The sequence below is a fragment of the Candidatus Nanopelagicales bacterium genome, from assembly GCA_041393815.1.
Lineage (GTDB): Bacteria > Actinomycetota > Actinomycetes > S36-B12 > JAWKJK01 > JAWKJK01.
Genome location: JAWKJK010000004.1, coordinates 23,292 through 43,260 on the forward strand (window position 1 = coordinate 23,292; position 19,969 = coordinate 43,260).

A 19,969-nucleotide genomic window follows, 5' to 3' on the forward strand; every position below is an offset into this window, starting at 1 on the left:
CTCGGATATCGTTCGGTCCCAAACGTACGGAGTAACCCCGGAGGCGTCAAGAGATGTCGCGAACTCCCTTGGTCGTGATCCCGGCCCGCTTCTCGGAGTCGGCGTCGGCCCTGCGCTACCGGGCGATCGTGTCGGCCCGCGCCCTGTCCGAGGGCGTCTTGCGAGCGGGCGGGGAGCCGCTCACCGTCCACCCGTGGGCCCCTGACGGGCACGCGGACGTCGAGGAGGTCGGCCGACGGCTGTCGTTCGCCGACGCGGTGCTGCTCCCCGGCGGGGGCGACCTGCACCCGCGTCGCTACGGGCAGGAGGTGGCCAGCGCCGACGTGTACGACGTGGACGAGGAGCAGGACGCCTTCGACCTCGCCGTGGCGCAGTGGGCCCTGGCCGCCGGCGTCCCCCTGCTGGCCGTGTGCCGGGGACTGCAGGTAGTGAACGTGCTGAGAGGCGGGAACCTGTTGCAGCACATGGAATCCCCGCACCGCCATGTCGTGCACGAGGTCACCGTGGACCCGGGGTCCGACCTGGCCGGCGCGGTCGGCCCGACGATCACGGCGTCCTGCTTCCACCACCAGCGGCTGGACCGCCTCGGCGACGGGCTGCGGCCGGTCGCCTGGGCGGCCGACGGGACGGCCGAGGCGATGGAGATCCCGGACTCCCCCGGCTGGTTCCTCGGCCTGCAGTGGCACCCGGAGGACACGGTGGCCACGGACCCCGCACAACTGGAGCTGTTCCGCGCCCTGGTCGCGGCTGCGCGGGGTTAGGACTCCTCGGCGCGCTTCACGACCGCCCGGAGCGAGCGCGCGAGCTGCAGCACCTCGTCCTCGGACAGCGCCGAGGTCACGTCGGCCTCGACCGCGTTGAACTGCGGGAACACCTTGGTCATCAGTCGCTGGCCCTTGGGGGTCAGCGACAGCAGCACCCGGCGCGCATCATCCGGGTGCACCCGCCGGCGGAGCAGACCCCGGTTGGTGAGCGTGGACGCCACGCCGGTCAGCGTGCCCTTGGAGATGCCCGCCTCGGCCGCGACGTGTCGGCTCTCGATGTCGCCCCAGATCCAGACCACCCACAGCACGACCCAGCCGGTCCAGGTGAGGTCGTGCGGGGCGAGGACCGTGCGCTCGAGGTGGTTGCGGACCGAGTTGGCGGCCCGGTAGACGTTCGAGACGGCGGCCATCGCGGCCAGGTCGATCGGCATCCCCTGCAGCCGCTCGGCCACGGCCTGCTCGGTGGCCTCCAGGGTCAGGTCGCCCTGCGACGGCCCGTCCGCCGCGCCGGCGGTGGATCGTACGTAGCGGCTCAGGGTGCACACCCCGTCATCGCACGGGCAGCGAGTCGGGTCGCACTCCTCGGCAGCCGCGCGCGCGACGTCGGCCGGCAGCGACTCCGCCGGGGTACGACGACCGCGTCCTGCGGACCGGGAGGAGGCCACGGATCGAGCCTACCCGCGCTCGTTCGCGGCCGAACGGACGTCCCGCGGCGCGGCGCCCGCGTGAGCCACCCGGTCGAGGAAGCGGTCGACGAGCCGGTGCGCACGCCGAAGGGCCTCGGGCTCCTCACGCGCGGTCCGCGCGACGATCGCGTCCACGTCGAACCCGTGCTCGCGCAGGTACTGCGCCCCCCCGTTGGCCAGCCAGCCGTCCAGCATCGGGGTGGTGAGCTCCGGATGGAACTGGACCGCCAGCGACCGGCCGATGACGTAGGCCTGCACTGCCAGCTCGGTGCTCGCCAGGGTCCGCGCGCCGGCGGGGGGTCGCAGTCGGTCGTGGTGCCACTGGAACCACGGGCCGGCCTCCACCAGGTCCGCCGCGTCGGTACGGATGTCGTACCAGCCGATCTCGGGCTCGGGGGCGCGCTCGACGTAGCCGCCCAGGGCGGTGGCCAGGGCCTGCGCACCGAAGCAGATGCCCAGCACCGGGACCCCTGCCTCGTGGGCCCGGTGCAGGAAGGACACCTCCTCCAGCACCCAGGCGCCGATCGTCGCGTCGTCGTAGACGGACCACGGGGCCCCCATCGGGACGATGGCGTCGTACGCCAGCGGGTCCGGGAACGCGACGTCCACGTCCGGGCTGTGGAACCGGTCCTCGGGCACCACGAGGAACTCCTCCACCTCGAAGCCGCGCTCGGAGAAGCGCTCCCCCACCGGGCCCACCGGGGAGACATGGTCCTGCTGGACGAACAGCGCACGCACCTGGGACTCCTTTGTTCGGATCCGAACGTACGACTCGGAGAATCTTCCCGCAAGCCCTTCCGCAGCCCTCGCAGACCGACTATCTTCCCTTTTTGTTCGGCTCCGAACGACATGCGAGGGAGGCCCTGTGGGCGGGACATGGGACGAGAAGCAGGTGCGCGAGCTGATCGAGCAGCTGCGCGGCCGGGGTGTGGACGTCATCCGGGTGTCCTACCCCGACATGATCGGCACCGACCGTGGCCGCGACGTGCTCATCGACGAGCTGCCGACCGCCATGGGGCACGGGATCGCCTTCTGCCGCGCCGTGTTCCACACCACGCCCCGCGGCGACGTGGTGCCCATCCAGGGCGGGATCGAGGACGGGCTGCCCGACATCAAGGTCGTCCCGGACCTGTCCACCCTGACGGACCTGCCGTGGGAGCCCGGCGCCGCCTGGTGCCTCGGCGACACCTTCGACCACGAGGGCAACCCGGCGCCCGAGTCGCCGCGCGAGGTCGCGCGCGCGGTGGCGGAGCGGCTCGCGGAGCTGGGGCTGTCCGCCGTCATCGGTCCGGAGCTGGAGTACTTCCTGTGCGTGCCGGACGAGTCCTGCGACGCCGGGTGGAAGCGCTACGCCGACGAGCCGGGCAACGTCTACGTCGTCGGGCGCAAGGGCGACCCGCGGGGCCTGCTGCTGTCGATGCTGCGCAACATGCGCGACGCCGACCTGCAGGTGACGGCGGCCAACCACGAGTTCTGCCCCGGTCAGTTCGAGATCAACCTGAACCACTCCGAACTGGTGGACGCCGCCGACCGGGCATTCCGGATGAAGTCGGCGGTCCAGGAGATCGCGCGGCACGAGGGACTGCTCGCCACCTTCATGGCGAAGCCGTTCAACGACGAGGGTGGCAGTGGGTTCCACCTGCACCTGTCCCTCACCGAAGGCGACGGCACCAACATCTTCGGCGACCCGGACGGGGTCGACGGGCTGTCGGCACGGGGTCGGTCCGCGATCGCCGGCGTCCTGCGGCACGCGCCCGCGCTGGCCGCGATCCTCAACCCGACCATCAACTCCTACAAGCGGTTCGGGCCCGACACGCTGGCTCCGTGGCTGATCGACTGGGGTCTGGACAACCGCAGCGCGATGCTGCGCATCCCCCCGGAGCGGGGAGGGGCCGCACGGATGGAGGTCCGCCTCGGCGACGCCACGGCCAACCCCTACCTGGCCATGGCCGCCATCGGCGCGGCGGTCTACCTCGGCGTCTCCGAGGGCCTCGAGCCGCCCGCGCCGCTGGAGGGCTACGGCTACGACCCGGAGAGCGCCCCCATGCTCCCGCAGACCCTCGGCGAGGCGCTGGACGCGCTCGAGGCGGACACGGCGCTGACCGAGGTGCTCGGCGCCTACTTCGTGCGCTCGTTCGTCGACTACAAGCGCAACGAGATCGAGCGCTTCACCAAGTACGTCACCGACTGGGAGTTCCGCGAGTACGCATACCACCTGTAGCGAGCGCTATGGCCTGATCAACAGGCGGTTTCCCGGGGCTGTAGCGCCCGGGAAACCGCCTGTTGATCGTGGTGCGTTCCGCGCGGCCGCCTCGGCGGCGGTGCGGCGGCCTGTGGACGGCCGGTGGCGGCGCCCGCTGGTCCCCGGCAGGCTGCGCGTTCGTGCCGGCCACGTCCCGCCCTCCCGCCACCACGGCACTGCTGGTGGACCTGTTCGGTGCGGGACCGTTCAGCCAGGCTGATGCGCTGGCTGCCGGGGTGAGCCGTGGCCGGCTCCGGGCCGCCCTCGACGCCGGCCACCTGGTCCGCGTCCGGCACGGGGTGCTCGCGCCGGCGGGGGTGTCGCGGGCGCTGGCCGATCCGGTGGACCGGCACGTCTTCGAGGCACGCGCGCTCGTGGCGGCCCTGCGCGCCCGTCGCTCCGGTCTGGGGGACAGCGCCGCGCTCAGTCACTCCACGGCCGTGGCCGTGGCCGGGATGCCGTACCCCGGCCTGCGGACTCCGCGGCACTGGCCGGTGCACCTGTCCGACGACGCTCCCGGCGGGCGTCAGGCGACGGGCTGGCTGCGACACGAATGCTCCGTGCCGCGCGAGCACCGCACCGTCGTCGCGGGTCTTCCGGTCACCACAGTGCCGCGCACGGCCGTCGACGTGGCGGCGGCGCTGCCGCTCCTCCGAGCCCTGCCGGTGGTGGACGCCGCGATGCGCCGGCTGTGCCTGGGCACCGCCCGGGTCGAACCCGGCTCGGTCGCGGGTCGCCTGCTGGTCCTGGACCCGCGGGTGGTCGGAGCCGCCCGAGAGCAGCTGCGCACGACCCTGGACGAGGCCGGGGTGAGCCGCGGCCGGCGTCGGGCGATCCAGGCCCTCGAGGTCGCAGACCCTGCGGCGGAGAACGGGTTCGAGTCGGTGAGCCGCGCGCACGTCCTGCGGGCCGGGCTGCCCCGGCCCGAGGTCGGCTACCCGGTCCTCGGGGCGGACGGCCGGCGCTACTGGGCCGATCTCGCCTGGCCGGACCTGCGGGTGCTGGGCGAGGCGGACGGGCACGGGAAGTACGCCGACATCGCCGCCCTGCACGCGGAGAAGGACCGGCAGGAGTCGCTGGAACGAGCCGGCTGGCGGGTGGTCCGCTGGACCTGGTCCGAACTGGACCGCACCCCGCACCTCGTCAGCGCACGGGTGGCCGCCGCGCTGGAGCGGGCCGGTGCCCGGGCGGCGGCGTGAGCCGACGGCGCGCTACCGGTGCGCGAGGGTCGTCCCGCCGTCCCAGGAGGTGCCGATCTGGCGGTAGTAGCCGCCGATGATCTCGCGGACCGGCAGCAGCGACGCCGGCTCGTCCCACGGGGAGTCGAACAGCTCCAGCTCGGCATCGCCCTGCCAGGCGGGACCGCCCTCGAAGTCGTAGCCGCTCATCGTGACGACCTCGTCCAGCGCCCAGCCGGCGCCGCGCTCCATGCCACGCACCTGCCGGTGGTGCAGCATCGGCAGCGCGTTGACGAAGCCGTTGGTCTCGCTGGGGCCGGTGATCTCCAGCCGTGCTGTGGCCAGCCGGTGGTCGTACGCCGCGAGGGACGCGCCGAAGCGGCCGCCCACGTCGACGCGCGGCGCACCCTTGCCGTACGGCATCGGCCGGGTCTGGTGGATGGAGCCGAGCTTCTTGGGATAGCCCTGGTGCATCCCCCGGGCGATGGCGAAGTCCGTCGTGACCCAGATGAGCACGCACCGGGAGTAGACCGTGCCCTGGTAGGAGCAGCGGACGACGGCGAAGGCCTCCTTGTACTGACTGCGGGCGGGGTCCATCAGCTCCTCGAAGGAGCCCGAGCACGACTGCCAGTCGGCCCAGATGAACGCCACCGCGCCGGGATCCTCCGGTGCGAGGTCGACGTCGGGCGGGAGCAGCGCGCGGACCCGCTCGGGGTCGGTGCGGTACTCCACCGTGAGCAGGTCGCCGCTGTAGTGCCACGGCGGGGGCGGGATGAGCGCCGAGCGCCCGCTCTCGGTGTACGGCCCGGCGAATCCCTTCAGCTCGGACACGACGTCTCCTCTCCCTCGCGGACGATCGGTGGGGCTCGGCTTCAGCTCAGCTCAGATCAGCGCAGCCGGCGGCCGCGCTGCCACGGGGCGACGGCGCCCTCCTCGGCGAGCATGGCGCCGACGATCTCGCGCACTTTCAGTGCGGCGACGTCCGCGCTCACGTTGACCTCGGGCCCCGGACCGTCGGTGTCGAGGACCCGCTGGGCCGTCTCCATCGCGGCCATCACCCGGTCGTAGTACGACCCGAACATCGCGGTCAGGCGGTCGGTGGCCGAGGCGTCGCCGACGGCGAAGTCCCGGCTGACGCGCCACAGCACCCGACTGCGGCGCTCGTCCAGCGGCGTCACCAGCTGGGTGAACCGCAGCCGGGCCACGTCGTCTCCGGAACGCACGTCCCAGTGGTCGACCCACGCCGCCGGGGAGACGAAGAACGCCTCCTGCACGGTCTCGCGCTCCTCGTCCACGGGCACCCCCAGCAGGTCGGCCTGCCACCCGGGGAGCGGGGCCGGGGGGAACTCGCGGCGCAGGGCCACGGTGGTCTCGGTCACGACCACGTCGAGCGGGGGCGGGGCCGCGGCCAGGACCTCGGGGGAGATCTCCGGCGCCACGAACGGCACCTGGGTCACGTCGGCGAAGTTCTCGTGCAGCAGCAGGAAGCCGGCGTCGACGTCCGCCTCGCCACCGACGGTGGCCCAGCCGTCCCCGGCCAGCCAGGGCAGCTCGGGCACCCGGTGCAGGCGAGCACGCCCGGGCTCCCCGAACCAGACCCACACCAGGCCGTCGGACTCGGTGACCGGGTAGGACGCGACCGCAGCGCCGAGCGGGACGCGGGCTGGGTCGGCACCGACACGCACTGGCCGTCGGCGTCGTAGCCGAAGCCACACAGGCCGCAGCGGACGGTGTCACCGTCCAAGGTGCCGGCGCTGAGGGGGTAGGCCCGGTGCGCGCACCGGTCCTCCAGCGCGACCGCGCGTCCCTGCTCGGTGCGGAAGAGGACGACCGGACGGTCCAGCGCGCGCAGCGCCAACAGGTCGCGGCCGACCGAGTCGCCCGTGGTGACGGCGTACCAGCAGTCGGTGGGTACGGATGAACCGTGACGGCGGGATGACATGGTCGCGGGCTCCTTCGTCACAGGTCGATCGTCAGCCGGTCGGACTTGGCTCGCGACACGCAGATCATCATCGCGTCGTTGGCCGCGCGCTCGGACTCGCTCAGCACGGAGTCGCGGTGGTCGACCTCGCCCTCGAGCACGATCTGCTCGCAGGTGCCGCAGATGCCCTCGTGGCAGGAACCGAGCACGCTGATCCCTGCGTCCTGCACCGCGTCGAAGATCGACTTGTGCGGTGGCACGGTCAGCGTCAGGCCGGAGGAGGCCAGCACCAACTCGAACGCGTGCTCCCCCTCGGCCGGAGCCTCGACCGGCTTGGCCGCGAAGCGCTCCAGGTGCAGAGCGCCCTCCGGCCAGGTGGACGAGCAGCGCTGCTCCACCGCCGACAGCAGGCCCTCCGGGCCGCAGCAGTAGACCAGCGTGTCCGCGCGCGGCTCTCCGAGGACCGCGTCGAGGTCGAGCATGCCGGCCTCGTCCTGGGGCACCAGCGTGACCCGGTCGCCGTACTGCGCGAGCTCGTCGACGAAGGCCATCGAGGCGCGGGTCCGGCCGCCGTACACCAGCGTCCAGTCCGCGCCGGCGGCGGTCGCCTCGGCGATCATCGGCAGCATGGGCGTGATGCCGATCCCGCCTGCGACAAACACATAGCGGGGCGAGCCGACCAGTGGGAAGTGGTTGCGCGGACCGCGCACCCGCACGGTCGAGCCGGGCTCGAGTCGGTCGTGCACGTACGCCGACCCGCCGCGGCTCTCCGGCTCGCGCAGGATGCCCAGGCGGATCGACCGGCTGTCGGCGGGGTCGCCGCACAGGGAGTACTGCCGGACCAGGTCGGGACCGAGGATCAGGTCCACGTGGGCGCCGGGGGTCCAGGGCGGCAGCGTGTCCCCGTCCGGGTCGACCAGGGTCAGGGCAACGACGCCCCTGGCCGCGGCGTCGACCGACTCGACCCGCATGTCCCCCTCATGCTCGCGGACCGTCGTCCGAGACTCGCCGCTCATGCGGACGGGGCCTTCGCCTTGACCCGCACGGGGAACTTCTTGATCCCGTTGATGAAGTTGCTACGCACCCGCACGATATCCCCGGCCTGCTCGATCGACTCCAGCCGCGGGAGCAGCGTCTCGAACAGGATGCGGATCTCCAGCCGGGCCAGGTTCGCGCCCATGCAGGTGTGCGGGCCCTTGCCGAAGGTGAGGTGGTCGTTGGGGAACCGCGACAGGTCGAGCCGGTAGGGATCGTCGAACTTCTCCGGGTCGCGGTTCGCGGCGGGGAACCACATCACGACCTTGTCCCCCTCCTTGATCTGCTGCCCGTGCATCTCCACGTCGCGGGTCGCGGTCCGTCGGAAGTGGTAGACGGGAGATGCGTAGCGGATCAGCTCCTCCACCGCTACCTGCGCCTTGTCGGGGTTGTCCAGGAACCACTGCCACTGGTCCGGGTTGTCCATCAACGCCTTCATCGAGTGGCTGATGGCCTGGCGCGTCGTCTCGTTGCCGGCGACGACCAGCAGGAGGAAGTAGTTGTCGAAGTCCTTGTCGTCCAGCGGGATCCCGTCGTCAGGGATCCGGTTGACCAACTTGCTGATGAGGTCGTCCCGGTCGGTGGCGCCGGTCCGCTCGGCCTTGAGCTGGCGGCCATACTCGAAGATCTCCTGCGACACCGGTGACCGGAACGGGAGGTGCGCGTACTGCTCGGCCTCCGGACTGTTGACCAGGACCCGGGCGTAGTCGGGGTCGGTGAAGCCGACGATCTCGTTGCCCCAGGAGATCAGCTGTGGCGTCATCTCGTCGGGGGTGTCGAGCAGTCGGACGAGGACCTGGATCGGGTAGTCCGCCGCGATCGCGTCGACGAAGTCGAACTCCTCCTCCTGCAGCGCGGTGTCCACGGTGACCCGGGCCAGGCCGCGGAGGAAGTCCTCGTAGCGGCGCAGTTGGGCGGCGGAGAAGTCGCGCATCAGCAGCTTGCGGAGGGCCTGGTGCCGCGTGCCGTCGGTCTCCAGGATGGAGCGGCGCAGGTCCTGGTACTCCGGCGGGGGCTCCTCGAGGTTGGTGAACTTCGTCGACGTGAAGGTCTCGGGGTCCTTGTCCACCCGCTCGATGTCCTCGAACCGGGTGATCGCCCAGAAGCCGCTGCCGCCGTCGTGCTCGGGGTTCCAGAACACCGGGGCCTGGCTCCGAAGGGTCTCGAACATCCCCCAGGCCTCGTTCCGCTCGAACACGTCCAGGTCGGCGAGGTCGACATCGTCCAGGGGGACCGGGGTGGGCTGCATGGCTGCTCCTCGGGGTGTCCGCTGCTCCGTGGCCGGGGCTAAGTCGTTTGGGACCGAACGGAAGGCTAGGGGCGCCGCGCGGGGAGGTCAAGGGATTCCGGGAAGGTTCGTTTGAATGACAACGATTCTGTCGAAACCCTTGACGACCGGCTCCGTGACCGCCACTCTTGCCGCTCGTTCGGGTCCGTACGAAAGCCGTGGAGGCCGCCCATGACCGCCCTGCAACCCGCCCCCGAGGAAACCCCAGGGACCGCGCTCCGGCACGGGCGCCTGGGGGTCATCGGCATCGTCTTCTTCGTCGTCGCCGCCGCCGCGCCGCTGCTGGGCATGACCGGCGCTGCCCCGGTCGCCATCGTCCTCGGCAACGGCGCCGCGGTCCCCGGCGCCTACGTGGCCGTCGGCATCGTGCTCCTGCTGTTCAGCGTCGGCTACGCCGCCATGTCGCAGAAGGTGACGAACGCCGGTGCGTTCTTCGCGTACGTCGGTCGCGGGCTCGGTGTGACCACGGGCGTCGGCTCGGCGTTCGTCTCACTGCTCGCCTACTTCACCATCCAGCTGGCGGTCTACGGATTCTTCTCCGCGGTCCTCGCCGGCCAGATGAGCGCGCAGTTCGGCATCGACCTCGCCTGGTGGGTGTGGGCACTCATCGCGTGGGCGATCGTCCTGGGCCTGTCGGTGCTGTCCGTGGACGTGGGCGCGAAGGTCCTCGGCGTCCTGATGTCGCTGGAGCTGCTGGCCCTGTTCGTCACGGCCACCGCGGTGTTCATCAAGGGCGGACCGGAGGGCATCGACCTCGGCGCATCCTTCGCGCCGGGCAACATCTTCGTGGGCGGGTTCGCCGGCCCCGCCGGCATCGCGCTGGCGTTCGCGTTCGCGTCGTTCATCGGATTCGAGGCCACCGCGCTGTACGGCGAGGAGGCCAAGGAGCCGCACAAGACGGTCCCGCGGGCCACGTACGCCGCGGTCGGACTCATCACCGTCTTCTTCGCCTACATGACGCTCGCCATCGTGACCGCTCTGGGCGCGTCGACCGTGGTGGACGAGACGGTCGCCCGGTCCACGCTCGACGGCACCCCGCTGGCCGACCCGGCCGCCGTGGTGTTCTCGATCGCGGCCGAGTACGTGGGCGACTGGATGCCGGACGTCATGAGCTGGCTGGTCATCTCCAGCGCGTTCGCCGGCCTGCTGGCCTTCCAGAACTCCAGCGCGCGCTACTTCTTCGCGATGGGTCGTGCCGGCGTGCTGCCCTCCGCCCTGGACCGCGTCAACGGCCGCGGGGCCCCGGTCATCGCGTCGGCCACGACGTCGGCGATCAGCCTGCTGGTCATCCTGTGGTTCATCATCCAGGGGCTGGACCCGATCCTGAACATGTTCTACTGGTTCAGCGCCCTCGCCGTGGTGGCCATCGTCTTCGTCGAGATCCTCGTGTCGCTGGCGGTGATCGTGTACTTCTACAACCACCGTGGTGATGCCACCCTCTGGACAGCGGTCATCGCCCCCGCACTGTCGATCGTCGGTCTGGCACTCGGGCTGTGGCTACTGACGTCCCACTTCGGCCTGCTCGCAGGGACGGTCGCCGAGGACGTCGACCCGACCACTCAGCTGTGGGGCCTCAACACCACCGGCTGGATCCTGGTCCTGCTGCCCTTCGTGTTCTTCGCCATCGGGCTCATCGTCGGCGAGGCGCGACGGCGCAAGGAGAACGTCGACGCGGTGGCCGACCTGGTCACCTGACCTCAGGTACGCAACGGCTCACGGGGGGCCCTGTCACGATCGCGTGGCGGGGCCCCCGCCGCGCTCTGCGAGCGAGACTCTGAGTCGATGGCCGACGGCCGGCCCGGCGCGACGTCTCACGTCCCGGCGCAGCTCCGAGTCGCCGGGGTCTCAGAACGGGGGCTCGTCCGGTGGGGGTCGGGAGGGGCCGGTGGGGTGGGGCAGGACCTCGGTGGTGGTGGTGCGGTAGGTCCGGCCCAGGGGTGAGGTCCACACCGGTTCGGGTCCGGCGTAGGGGTCTGTGATCGGGTCGGGGACGGCGGTCCAGCCGGCGGCGTCGCGGCCGCGGTTGTGCTTGGGGCAGGTCGCGGCGAGCCGGTCCGCGCGGGTGCTGCCGCCGTCGCGGTACGCCGGGACGTGGTCCACGTCGCAGCGGGCGGACCGTGCCCCGCAGCCGGGGTGGCTGCAGCGGGCGTCGCGGGCCTGGATGAACCGGGCCAGCCGGGCGCCGGGGAACCGTCGGGTGCCCTCGTCGAGCAGGTGCCCGGTGACCGGGTCGCTCACCCAGCGCACCCAGTCGGCGTCGCCGGCCAGCGCGCGGGCCAGGTCGGGGTCGATCGGGCCGTACCCGGGCAGCTGCCCAGGGGCGTCGGCCAGGTCCAGCAGGGTGGCCAGGTCGACCACCACCCCCACCACCGGCCGCCCGAACCCGACTCGCCCGCAGCCCGCCCCGGCGTCCGGGGCCGCGCCGCTCGAGGCGTCGCTGCCCGGGCCGCTCCCGGCCGCGGGCGTGGGCGTGGTGGGGTAGGTGGCGCTGGGCAGCCCGAAGGCGTCCAGCACCGCGGCCACCCGCCACTGCCCCACCGTGAACTCCACGCCCCCGGCGCCCTCGGCGTCCCCGGCGGACCCGGCAGTGCTCCCGGCTGCCGACGCGGCGGTCTGGGCGTGGCGGGCGTGGGCGTGGATCGCCTCGCGCAGCCGCAGCAGGTCCGGGGCCGCGCCGCGCACCGCCACGCAGCCCATCCCGTCCGGCTCGGACCACCACGACACCCCGGACTCCTCGCGCACCGCGCGGCGGCGCCGCCGCGCCGCCGCGGCCGGGTCCAGCGCCAGCACGCAGGCGGTCACCCGCTCCCGCAGCCGGGCCGGGGGATAGCGGTGCGCGGTCCACAGCAGCCGCTGCACCGCCACCTGCGCCAGGTCCCGGCCCTGCGCGTCCAGGCAGCCGGCCAGCACCGCCACCCCCTCCGCGACCACCCTCGCCTGGCCCCACGTCAGGACACCGGAGGCGACCTGCTCGCCCAGCACCGGCCAGCGGCGCACCAGGTCCCACGCCGCGGCGACCCGGCCCACGGCGGTGCGCGGAGCCAGCCGCAACGCCGCGCCGACCTCCTCCCCCACCCACGACGACGACGACGTCGCGGCGCCCCGGTCACCGGCGGCGGCCTGCACCGCGTCGGCCACGTCGACCAGGGCGTGCGCGGAGCGCACCGCGACCCAGCCCGCCAACGCCTCGCACGCCCGCAGCAGCGACACCCGCGCCTGCCCGGGCAACGACGACCCGTCGACCTCGGCCAGCACCGCCGCCAGCTGCGGACCCGGCGCCAGGCCCTCCCACGGCCACCCGCCGTCGGCACTCAGGTCGAACCAGCCCTCCGCCACGACCCCCACGCTACCCAGGGGGTCCGACACACCCCACCAGCTGAAACAGACTGGGGATGAACAGGTTTCACGACTCGGCGACCGGTCCGGGCGACACCCTCAGGCAGCCCCGACCACGACGTAGACCGATCACGCCCGTCGTCCGCCCACCGCGGCTAGCCTGTCCCCGCCTGAGGAGCGAGGGAGCCGATGAGCACCGACCCAGCCGTACCCGAAGAAGTACCCGCAGAGCCCGAGTCCGCTGCTCCGCAGCGCAGCCACCGTGCGGTCGAGATCGTCGCCGCGGTCATCCTCGGCGTAGCGGGCCTCCTGACCGCGTACGCGGCGTACCAGTCCAGCCAGGCCGACGGTGAGGCGCTCGAGGGATATACCCGGTCCGCGAAGACCACCGCCGACGCCAACGGCTACTTCAACGAGGCGGTGGCCAAGTACTCCAACGACCAGGCCCTGTTCCTGGAGTACGCGCTGCAGGCCGAGCAGGGGAACCAGGAGGCGGCCGACGCCATTCGCCAGACCCTGTTCACCCCCGAGCTCGAGGCAGCCACGGCCGCCTGGGTGGAGACGGGCGACGACGGTCCGCCGACACCGCTCGACATGGACGAGTACGTCGTGCCGGCCCAGCTGGAAGCCGTTCGGCTGACGAACCAGGCGGAGACCGAGTTCTCGGAGGCGCAGTCGGCGGACGAAGCGGGGAGCAAGTTCTCACTCGCCGCCGTGTTCCTGGCGGTCGCGCTGTTCCTCGGCGGAATCGCGAGCCTGTTCCAGAACGCCGGCGTGCGCATCGCCCTGCTGATCGGTGCCGCCGCCTTCATCGTGCCCGGGGCGGTGGCGATCCTCGGCGGTCAAGCAGCGATGTGAGGATCCGGGGTCAGGCCGTCACCGACTTCCCGCCGGACAGGTCGGGCGCGTCGGCCACTTCCGGGGCGAGGTCGTACCTCGTCTGGTACGTCTGCAGGATGGCGACGCCGGCAGCGGCGATCGGGATGCCGATCAGCGCGCCCAGCGGCCCCCAGATGGCGGCGCCGACGAACACCGCGCCCAGCGCGATGGCCTGGTTGACGTCCATCGTCTTCCGGCTGACCCGAGGCGTGAAGACATACGTCTCGATCTGCTGGTAGATCGCCGCGAACACGATGATGACCACGGCCTTCCACGGCGCGTCGAACACGGTGGCGAGCACCGGCAGCGCGATCCCGATGTACGTGCCGACGAGCGGCACGAACTGCGCGGTGATCCCGACGAACAGGGCGAACGGGAGCCAGTAGGGCACGCCGATCGCCAGGAACAGGATGCCGTGGAAGAACGAGGACAGCGCCGCCAGGATGATCTTGGATGCCACGTAGCCGCCGGTCTTGGCGATGGCGATCTCGGTCACGTTGAGGAAGACCAGCTGGGATCGCTGCGGCATCCAGGAGGCGATGGTGCGGAAGAAGTTCGGGCTGTCGCTGGCGAAGTAGAAGCCGAACACCAGCACCGTGACCAGGTCGAACGTGACCGCTGACAACGACTCGATGACCCCGAACACGCCGCCGGACAGCGACGCCGCATACGAGGCCATCTGCGACGGGGACAGACTGAGGGAGGACGCGATCTGCGATGCGTTGAACGAGGTGTCGAATGTCCCGTTGATCCAGTCGATGATCGACGCCGTCAGCGACGGGACGCTCTGGACGAACTGCGCGATCTGGGTGAAGAACAGCTCGCCGAAGGTGGCGGCGAGCGCCAGGCCGACCAGGATCGCGCCGCCACCCATGATCAACGCCCCGGTGCCCCGTGAGCGGCCGCGGCGGATGAACCAGCGGATCCCCGGCTCCAGGGCGATCGCGAACAGCCAGGCAAGCATCAGCAGGAAGAGGAAGTGGCTGGTCACCGAGTACAGCCACAGGCCCAGCAGGAAGACCGCGACCAGCAACAACACGCGGATCGCGGACCTGCCCACGGACTTGGAGTCGAACGAGACGGTCACCTCGCGCGCTCCGGCATCGACGGCGGCGCTCACCTGCTCAGTGGGTTCGGCCAGCGACGTCTCCGGCGCCGCCGTGGGGGGCTCGTGCGGTTCTGCGGCCGTCTGGTGGGATGGGCTGGGCTGGCTGGTCATGGCCTCACCGGTCCTCGACTCGACGTCCCGGACGGACTGCAGGGTCCACACGCACGCTACCGCCCGACTCGCGCCGAGACCCGCCAGCGGAGGTGCCGGGATCCGTGGGCCGTGGAGGTGCCGGGATCCGTCGGGCCGCCACCGGCGGCCCTCCTCCCGATTCCCGACGTGTCTCCCCACACAACGAAAACGACCCGGCCGAACCTGGCCGGGTCGTTGTCGTTGTGGAGGTGCCGGGATCCGTCGCGCCGCCTTCGGCGCCGCTCCTCCCGATTCCCGACGTGATACCCCAACAACAGACATGGGCCCAGGGGATCAACCCTGGGCCCATGTCTGTTGTGGAGGTGCCGGGAATCGAACCCGGGTCCGATCAGGTTCCTTCCGTCCTTCTACGTGCGTAGCCGCGCTGTCGCTGTCTCGGCCCCCGCGCTTCGTGCGGCACTACGCGGTGGCGGCCCAGTCACTGTGTGGTGTTCCGCCCGCCTCCGTGACCGAGGCGGTGGGTGAGTCCCCTAGCTGACGCCAGGATCCGGGTCGGGGACGTCCCGGGCTGACGGACGTGTTACTCGCTCAGGCGGCGAGAGTGACGTCGGACTTAGCCGTATTGGCATTTATTGAGTCCCAGGGGCGGTTTACGAGATCACCCTGGCTTCTCGGCACGCTTCTCCGGTCAGAACGTCTGGCCGTCGAAACCTGTCACCCCCTGTTGAGTTGTCTCACCAGCGTACGTGGTCCAACGCCCCCGCACCCAGCCGGATTCCCACGTCCGGCCCACCAACCTCGACCGTTCGTACGGTTTCCGGCCCCCGCGCAGCGGTCATGCCGTCGGTAGCGGATCCAGCTCCACCGCGACCCGCCGCCCCGGTCGTCGAAGCCGGGGACGGTGACCTGGCCCGGTGGGGGTCGCTCCTCCGCTCGCGATCCCCACCGGTCAGCCAGCCCGGACCTCGGGCGAGCCCACCAGCGCGACGCCGTTGTGCCACAGCACCGACCGCAGCCCGTCCTCCCCGAGGCCCAGCCGGACCAGCGCCTCGACCTGGTGGGCGTACGGGTAGGGGATGTTCGGGAAGTCCGAGCCGAACCACACCCGCCCGTCGAGGGCGAGCGCCTCCAGCCGAGGCACCAGGGACGCGGGGTACTCCCCCCACTGGTCGAGGAAGTCCGTCGCCGCCATCGTCGTGTCCAGGCCGCACCGCTGCGACCCCTCCGCCAAGGTGAGGAAGTCCGCGTACTCCGGTCCCCCGAGGTGCGCGATCACCAGTCGCAGTCCCGGGTGCCGGCGCAGCACCTCGCCGGTCGGACCCGGGCCGGTGAAAGGGCCCGCCAGCGGCCCGGATCCGCAGTGCAGCACCACCGGGACGCCCCGTTCAGCCAGCACCGCCCAGACCCCGTCCAGCGCAGCGTCCCGCGGGTCGAAACCGCCGACCTGGAGGTGCACCTTGAACAGACGAGCACCGCGCCGCAGCGCGGAGTCCACGTACGCCTCCACGCCGGGCTCGGGGAAGAACGTCGCCGTCGGCACGCAGTCCGGCGTGCGCCCGGCGAAGTCCAGCGACCAGTCGTTGAGCCACGCCGCCATGCCCGGCTTGTGCGCGTACACCAGCGACGTGAACCGCCGTACGCCCAAGGACCGCAGGATGGCGAGCCGGTCCTCGTCGGACCCGCGGTAGGCGATCGGCCAGGCAGTCCCGTACTCATCCTCCGCCCGGTCGAAGAACCGCCACACCGCATGCATCACCGACGACGGCATGAAGTGCACGTGCACGTCGACGATCCCTGGTATCCCCAGGTCGGTCAGGAACGCGGGGACCTCGGCGTCGATGCGCGGCGCGACCGGTGTCATCGCCCCGCGTTGAGCTTGCGATGGATGCCCTTCAGCTGCGAGGCGAGTCTGCGGTAGACGGCATAGACCTCGGCGTACGCCTCCCGGTCCGCGGCGACCGGCTCGAACACGCGGGCGGTCGGCACCATCGGCGGCACGTCCTCCAGCCGGATCTCCCCCAGGCACATCCGCGCCCATAGGGCGGCCCCGCGCAGCTGGGCGTTACGCGCGTCCAGGACCTGCTCGACCCGTCGGTCGAACACCCCGGCGATGATCTGGCACCACAGGTCGGACTGCGCCCCTCCACCCAGGACGCGCAGGTCCGTCACAGGCCGGCCGACGAACTTCTCGTAGCGGTCGAGCATCCAGCGGTTGTTGTAGGCGACGCCCTCCAGCACCGCCCGGACCAGCATCGCCCGGTCGGTGCGCAGCGACATGTTCAGGAACGACGCGCGCAGGTTCTTGTCGTCCACCGGGGTGCGCTCGCCGGCGAGCCACGGCGTGAAGATGACGCCCTCCGCTCCGGCGGGTACGTCCTCCGCGAGCGAGATCAGCTGCTCGAACGACGGCGGTGCGGCGTCGGGCGCGGCGCCGTCGGCGCCGATCCCGCTCCCGCCGCCGAGCAGCCCGTCGTGTGGTGCGATGACCTGCTCCCGCAGCCACTGCAGCGCCGCGCCGCCGGTCTCCTGGTTGTTGGCCACGAGCGGGTGTGCCGGGTCCAGCCCCGGCATGGTCGCCATCTGGTGCAGAGCATCGGTCTTCTTGAACGGCACCCGGCTGCTGATCCACGACGTCGTGGAGATCGCCAGGTGCGCGTGGAACGGCTCCACCGCTCCGCTGCCGACGACGGCCGCGTGCACGTCCGGGACCCCGCACACCACCGGCACGCCCCCGGCGACGCCGAGCTCCTCCGCGACCTCCGGCAGCAGCGGGCCGAGCACCGACCCCGTGGGTAGCAGCTCGGGCAGCCGGTCCCGGTCGCGGCGGCTGCGCCGGACCAGGTTGTCCACGTAGCCGTGCGGCGCCCCGATCCGGTTGTCCGTCAGCCACGACGCCGTCATCGACGCCGGGGTCGCCGCCGCGCGCCCGGTGAACCGCAGTCCGAGGTAGTCCAGCGGCTCCAGCAGCACGACGGTGCGCTCGTAGACGTCCCGCAGGTCGCGCTGCAGCAGCAGCGAGTGCCCGGTGGGGTCAGCCCCACTGGTCGCCGGCGCTCCTCCGGTGGTGCGGATCCAGGGCAGCAGCTTGTCCGGCGCGTAGCCCTGCACCGACACCGGGCCGCCGATCACGTCGCGCATGTGGCGACCCGCCCGGGTGTCGGCCCACAGCAGGACGTCGCCCGCCGGCTGCCCGTCAGCGCCCACCGGCACGGTGGACGCCCACTGCCCTGTGATGCCGACGGCGTGCAGCGCCGCGGGGTCCGCGCCCGAGCGCGCCAGGACGTCGTGCACGGCCTCCACCAGGCGCACCCACCACTCCCTGGCGTCCTGCGTCGCCGCGCCGTCCAGGCCGACGTGCAGGCGGACGCCGCGGTGCGCAGCCGCGACGATCTCGCCGCCCTGCGTCACCACCCCGACCTTCGGACCCCCGTTGCCGAGGTCCACCGCGAGGATCCAACGCTCCCCCACGGCCCTCGCCCGCCCCGCGGCCTAGTCGCCCGCCGGGACCACCGGCGGCGCGGGCTCGTACATCGCGTCGATCACGCCGCTCATCACGGTGTTGACCATCTCGTTTCCCTGCGGCGTCCCGGCGCCGAGGCCGTACATCGCGCCGCTCAGCGCCGGCTGCCCCTTGCGCTCCAGCGCGTAGTCGACGCTGGCACGCAGGTCGTCGACGAACCGCTCGGCCAGTCCCGGCTGGGTATTCGGGCGGGTCACGCAGAAGTGCAGTGCGGGTGGCAGCTGCAGCGCGTTCATCCGCCAGCCACGCTCCTTGAGCGCGTCGTTGACGAGGTAGACGTCGACCTCGTCGGAGCGGAACGCGATCAGGAACGTCGGCTCGCCGATGATCTCAAGCTCGGGGATGCGCTCGCGGATGCCGGCCTTCATGATGTCCGCGGTCCGCATGATGTCCTGCGCCGCAGCGAGATAGCCGTCCTCGCCCATCGTCACCATGGCGGCCCAGGTGGAGGCGATCAGCCCGCCGCTGCGCGAGCCCGCGAACCCCGGCGACAGGTACAGACCGCCCGGCCAGTCCGGGAAGGTGAAGTACTGGTGCCGCCGCAGCTCCTTGTTCCGGTACACCAGCACCGACGTGCCCTTGAGCGCGTAGCCGAACTTGTGCGTGTCCGCGGAGATGCTGGTGACCCCAGGGACCCGGAAGTCCCACGGCGGGATGTCGTACCCGAGCCGCTCGACCCACGGCAGCAGGAAGCCGCCGAGGCAGCCGTCGACATGCATACCGATGCCGCGCTCCTGCGCCAGCGCCGCGACCTCCTCGATCGGGTCGATCAGGCCGTGGCCGTAGTTGCCCGCGCTGCCGACCACCGCGATGGTCTGGTCGTCGACGAGGTCGGCCATCGCGGCCACGTCGGCGCGGTAGTCGTCGGCGAGCGGCGCGTGCCGCATCTCGATCCCGAGCCAGTGCGCGCCCTTGTCCAGCGCGACGTGGGCGGTGACGGGGATGACGACGTTGGGCTGGCGGACCCCGCGGGTCTCGCGGGCCTGCTCGCGGTAGGTGTACAGCGCGGTGATGAGACTCTCGGACCCGCCGCCGGTGAGAACGCCGCACACGTCGGGGCCCGCGGCCTCGCCGTGCAGCATGCTCGCCGTCATCGCGACGATCTCGCCCTCGAACTTGGTGGCGCTGGGGTACATGTCGCGCTGCAGCACGTTGGCGTGCGCGAACGCCTCGAACACCTGCGACAGGAAGTGGTAGTGCTCGTGGTCGCCGGAGTAGAGGCTGCCGGAGACCGTGCCCTCGTCGCCCTGGGCGTCCTCCCGCTCCGCCATGGCGCGGATCTCCGCGAGCACCTCGTCGCGGGGCCGGGACTGCGGGGCGATCCGGCGGTACGTGGTGGTGCTCCCGCGGTACGGGTAGAGGCTGTTGAGGAACTCGTCCAGGGCGTTGTCGCTCACGCACCCCACCCTAGGCCGCGCGACACGGGCGGGATCAGTCGTCGTGGCCCTTGGTCCGGCGGCCGGTGGCGCGCTGCGTCTCCCGCCGGGACTCCCGCTCCGCGATGGCCTGCCGCTTGTCGTACGACCGACGGCCGCGGGCCAGCGCCAGCTCGACCTTGGCGTAGCCGTCCTTGAAGTACAGCGCCAGGGGCACCAGGGTGAGGCCGGACTCCTTGGTCTTCCCGATCAGCCGGCGGATCTCCTCGGCGTGCAGCAGGAGCTTGCGGGGGCGGCGCGGGTCGTGGTTGGTCCACGTGCCCAGGTCGTACTCGGGGATGTGAACTCCCTGCAGCCACACCTCGCCGTCCTTGATGACCGCGTAGCCATCGGTCAGGGTCGCCCGCCCCGCGCGCAGCGACTTGACCTCGGTGCCGGTGAGCACCAGGCCGGCCTCGTAGGTCGCCTCGATGGCGTAGTCGTGCCGCGCACGACGGTTCTGGGCGACCATCACTCGCCCCTTCTCCTTGGCCATCAGCAGGT

The 19,969-nt window shown here is 71.9% G+C and carries 17 protein-coding genes and 1 other RNA gene; 5 read left to right on the forward strand and 13 right to left on the reverse strand.

All coding sequences use genetic code 11. The features are described from left to right. The first annotated feature begins 53 nt into the window (after positions 1–53). Positions 54–761, forward strand: a complete 708-nt coding sequence (locus R2737_12505) for a gamma-glutamyl-gamma-aminobutyrate hydrolase family protein (protein ID MEZ5117078.1) — start codon at positions 54–56, stop codon at positions 759–761. Here the strand turns inward: R2737_12505 and R2737_12510 are convergent. Next, the gene (locus tag R2737_12510) at positions 758–1,429 is read right to left on the reverse strand and encodes a MarR family winged helix-turn-helix transcriptional regulator (GenBank protein ID MEZ5117079.1); all 672 of its coding nucleotides are present in this window, start codon (positions 1,427–1,429) and stop codon (positions 758–760) included. The genes R2737_12505 and R2737_12510 overlap by 4 nt on opposite strands. Positions 1,430–1,438: 9 nt before the next feature. Next, positions 1,439–2,188: a type 1 glutamine amidotransferase gene (locus R2737_12515; protein MEZ5117080.1), complete on the reverse strand. Its 750-nt coding sequence runs from the start codon at positions 2,186–2,188 to the stop codon at positions 1,439–1,441. Positions 2,189–2,315: 127 nt separating this feature from the next. On the opposite strand from R2737_12515, the gene R2737_12520 reads away from it, so the two are divergent. Further along, positions 2,316–3,671, forward strand: coding sequence for a glutamine synthetase family protein (locus tag R2737_12520; protein ID MEZ5117081.1), 1,356 nt, complete (start codon positions 2,316–2,318; stop codon positions 3,669–3,671). Positions 3,672–3,832: 161 nt separating this feature from the next. Beyond that, positions 3,833–4,891, forward strand: coding sequence for a hypothetical protein (locus tag R2737_12525; GenBank protein MEZ5117082.1), 1,059 nt, complete (start codon positions 3,833–3,835; stop codon positions 4,889–4,891). Positions 4,892–4,903: 12 nt separating this feature from the next. On the opposite strand, the gene R2737_12530 is transcribed toward R2737_12525, so the two are convergent. From R2737_12530 to R2737_12545, 4 genes are all read right to left on the reverse strand, one after another. Next, the gene (locus R2737_12530; GenBank protein ID MEZ5117083.1) at positions 4,904–5,701 is read right to left on the reverse strand and encodes an acetoacetate decarboxylase family protein; all 798 of its coding nucleotides are present in this window, start codon (positions 5,699–5,701) and stop codon (positions 4,904–4,906) included. Between the two features lie 56 nt (positions 5,702–5,757). After that, complete coding sequence (locus R2737_12535; GenBank protein MEZ5117084.1) at positions 5,758–6,555, reverse strand: aromatic ring-hydroxylating dioxygenase subunit alpha; 798 nt, start codon at positions 6,553–6,555, stop codon at positions 5,758–5,760. Between the two features lie 274 nt (positions 6,556–6,829). Continuing rightward, positions 6,830–7,807 (reverse strand): PDR/VanB family oxidoreductase, encoded by a 978-nt coding sequence (locus R2737_12540; GenBank protein ID MEZ5117085.1) that lies wholly within the window; start codon positions 7,805–7,807, stop codon positions 6,830–6,832. Next, positions 7,804–9,075, reverse strand: coding sequence for a cytochrome P450 (locus R2737_12545; GenBank protein ID MEZ5117086.1), 1,272 nt, complete (start codon positions 9,073–9,075; stop codon positions 7,804–7,806). The genes R2737_12540 and R2737_12545 overlap by 4 nt, the downstream gene beginning before the upstream one ends. Positions 9,076–9,285: 210 nt before the next feature. Here R2737_12545 and R2737_12550 point away from each other — a divergent pair, with 210 nt between their 5' ends. Further along, complete coding sequence (locus R2737_12550) at positions 9,286–10,809, forward strand: APC family permease (protein MEZ5117087.1); 1,524 nt, start codon at positions 9,286–9,288, stop codon at positions 10,807–10,809. 150 nt (positions 10,810–10,959) lie between these two features. Here the strand turns inward: R2737_12550 and R2737_12555 are convergent, their stop codons facing one another. Continuing rightward, positions 10,960–12,450, reverse strand: a complete 1,491-nt coding sequence (locus tag R2737_12555; protein ID MEZ5117088.1) for a DUF222 domain-containing protein — start codon at positions 12,448–12,450, stop codon at positions 10,960–10,962. Between the two features lie 189 nt (positions 12,451–12,639). On the opposite strand from R2737_12555, the gene R2737_12560 reads away from it, so the two are divergent. After that, complete coding sequence (locus tag R2737_12560; GenBank protein ID MEZ5117089.1) at positions 12,640–13,308, forward strand: DUF4337 family protein; 669 nt, start codon at positions 12,640–12,642, stop codon at positions 13,306–13,308. Positions 13,309–13,318: 10 nt separating this feature from the next. On the opposite strand, the gene R2737_12565 is transcribed toward R2737_12560, so the two are convergent. From R2737_12565 to smpB, 6 genes are all read right to left on the reverse strand, one after another. Next, positions 13,319–14,548: an AI-2E family transporter gene (locus R2737_12565; GenBank protein MEZ5117090.1), complete on the reverse strand. Its 1,230-nt coding sequence runs from the start codon at positions 14,546–14,548 to the stop codon at positions 13,319–13,321. A gap of 336 nt (positions 14,549–14,884) precedes the next feature. Continuing rightward, positions 14,885–15,252, reverse strand: a transfer-messenger RNA (tmRNA) gene (gene ssrA / locus R2737_12570). Positions 15,253–15,479: 227 nt separating this feature from the next. After that, positions 15,480–16,391: an amidohydrolase family protein gene (locus tag R2737_12575; protein MEZ5117091.1), complete on the reverse strand. Its 912-nt coding sequence runs from the start codon at positions 16,389–16,391 to the stop codon at positions 15,480–15,482. Next, the gene (locus R2737_12580; protein ID MEZ5117092.1) at positions 16,388–17,998 is read right to left on the reverse strand and encodes an FGGY-family carbohydrate kinase; all 1,611 of its coding nucleotides are present in this window, start codon (positions 17,996–17,998) and stop codon (positions 16,388–16,390) included. Before R2737_12580 ends, R2737_12575 begins: the two co-directional genes overlap by 4 nt. A gap of 21 nt (positions 17,999–18,019) precedes the next feature. Beyond that, positions 18,020–19,447: an aspartate aminotransferase family protein gene (locus R2737_12585; protein MEZ5117093.1), complete on the reverse strand. Its 1,428-nt coding sequence runs from the start codon at positions 19,445–19,447 to the stop codon at positions 18,020–18,022. Between the two features lie 34 nt (positions 19,448–19,481). Continuing rightward, positions 19,482–19,961, reverse strand: a complete 480-nt coding sequence (smpB, locus tag R2737_12590) for an SsrA-binding protein SmpB (protein MEZ5117094.1) — start codon at positions 19,959–19,961, stop codon at positions 19,482–19,484. Between the last annotated feature and the right edge of the window lie 8 nt (positions 19,962–19,969).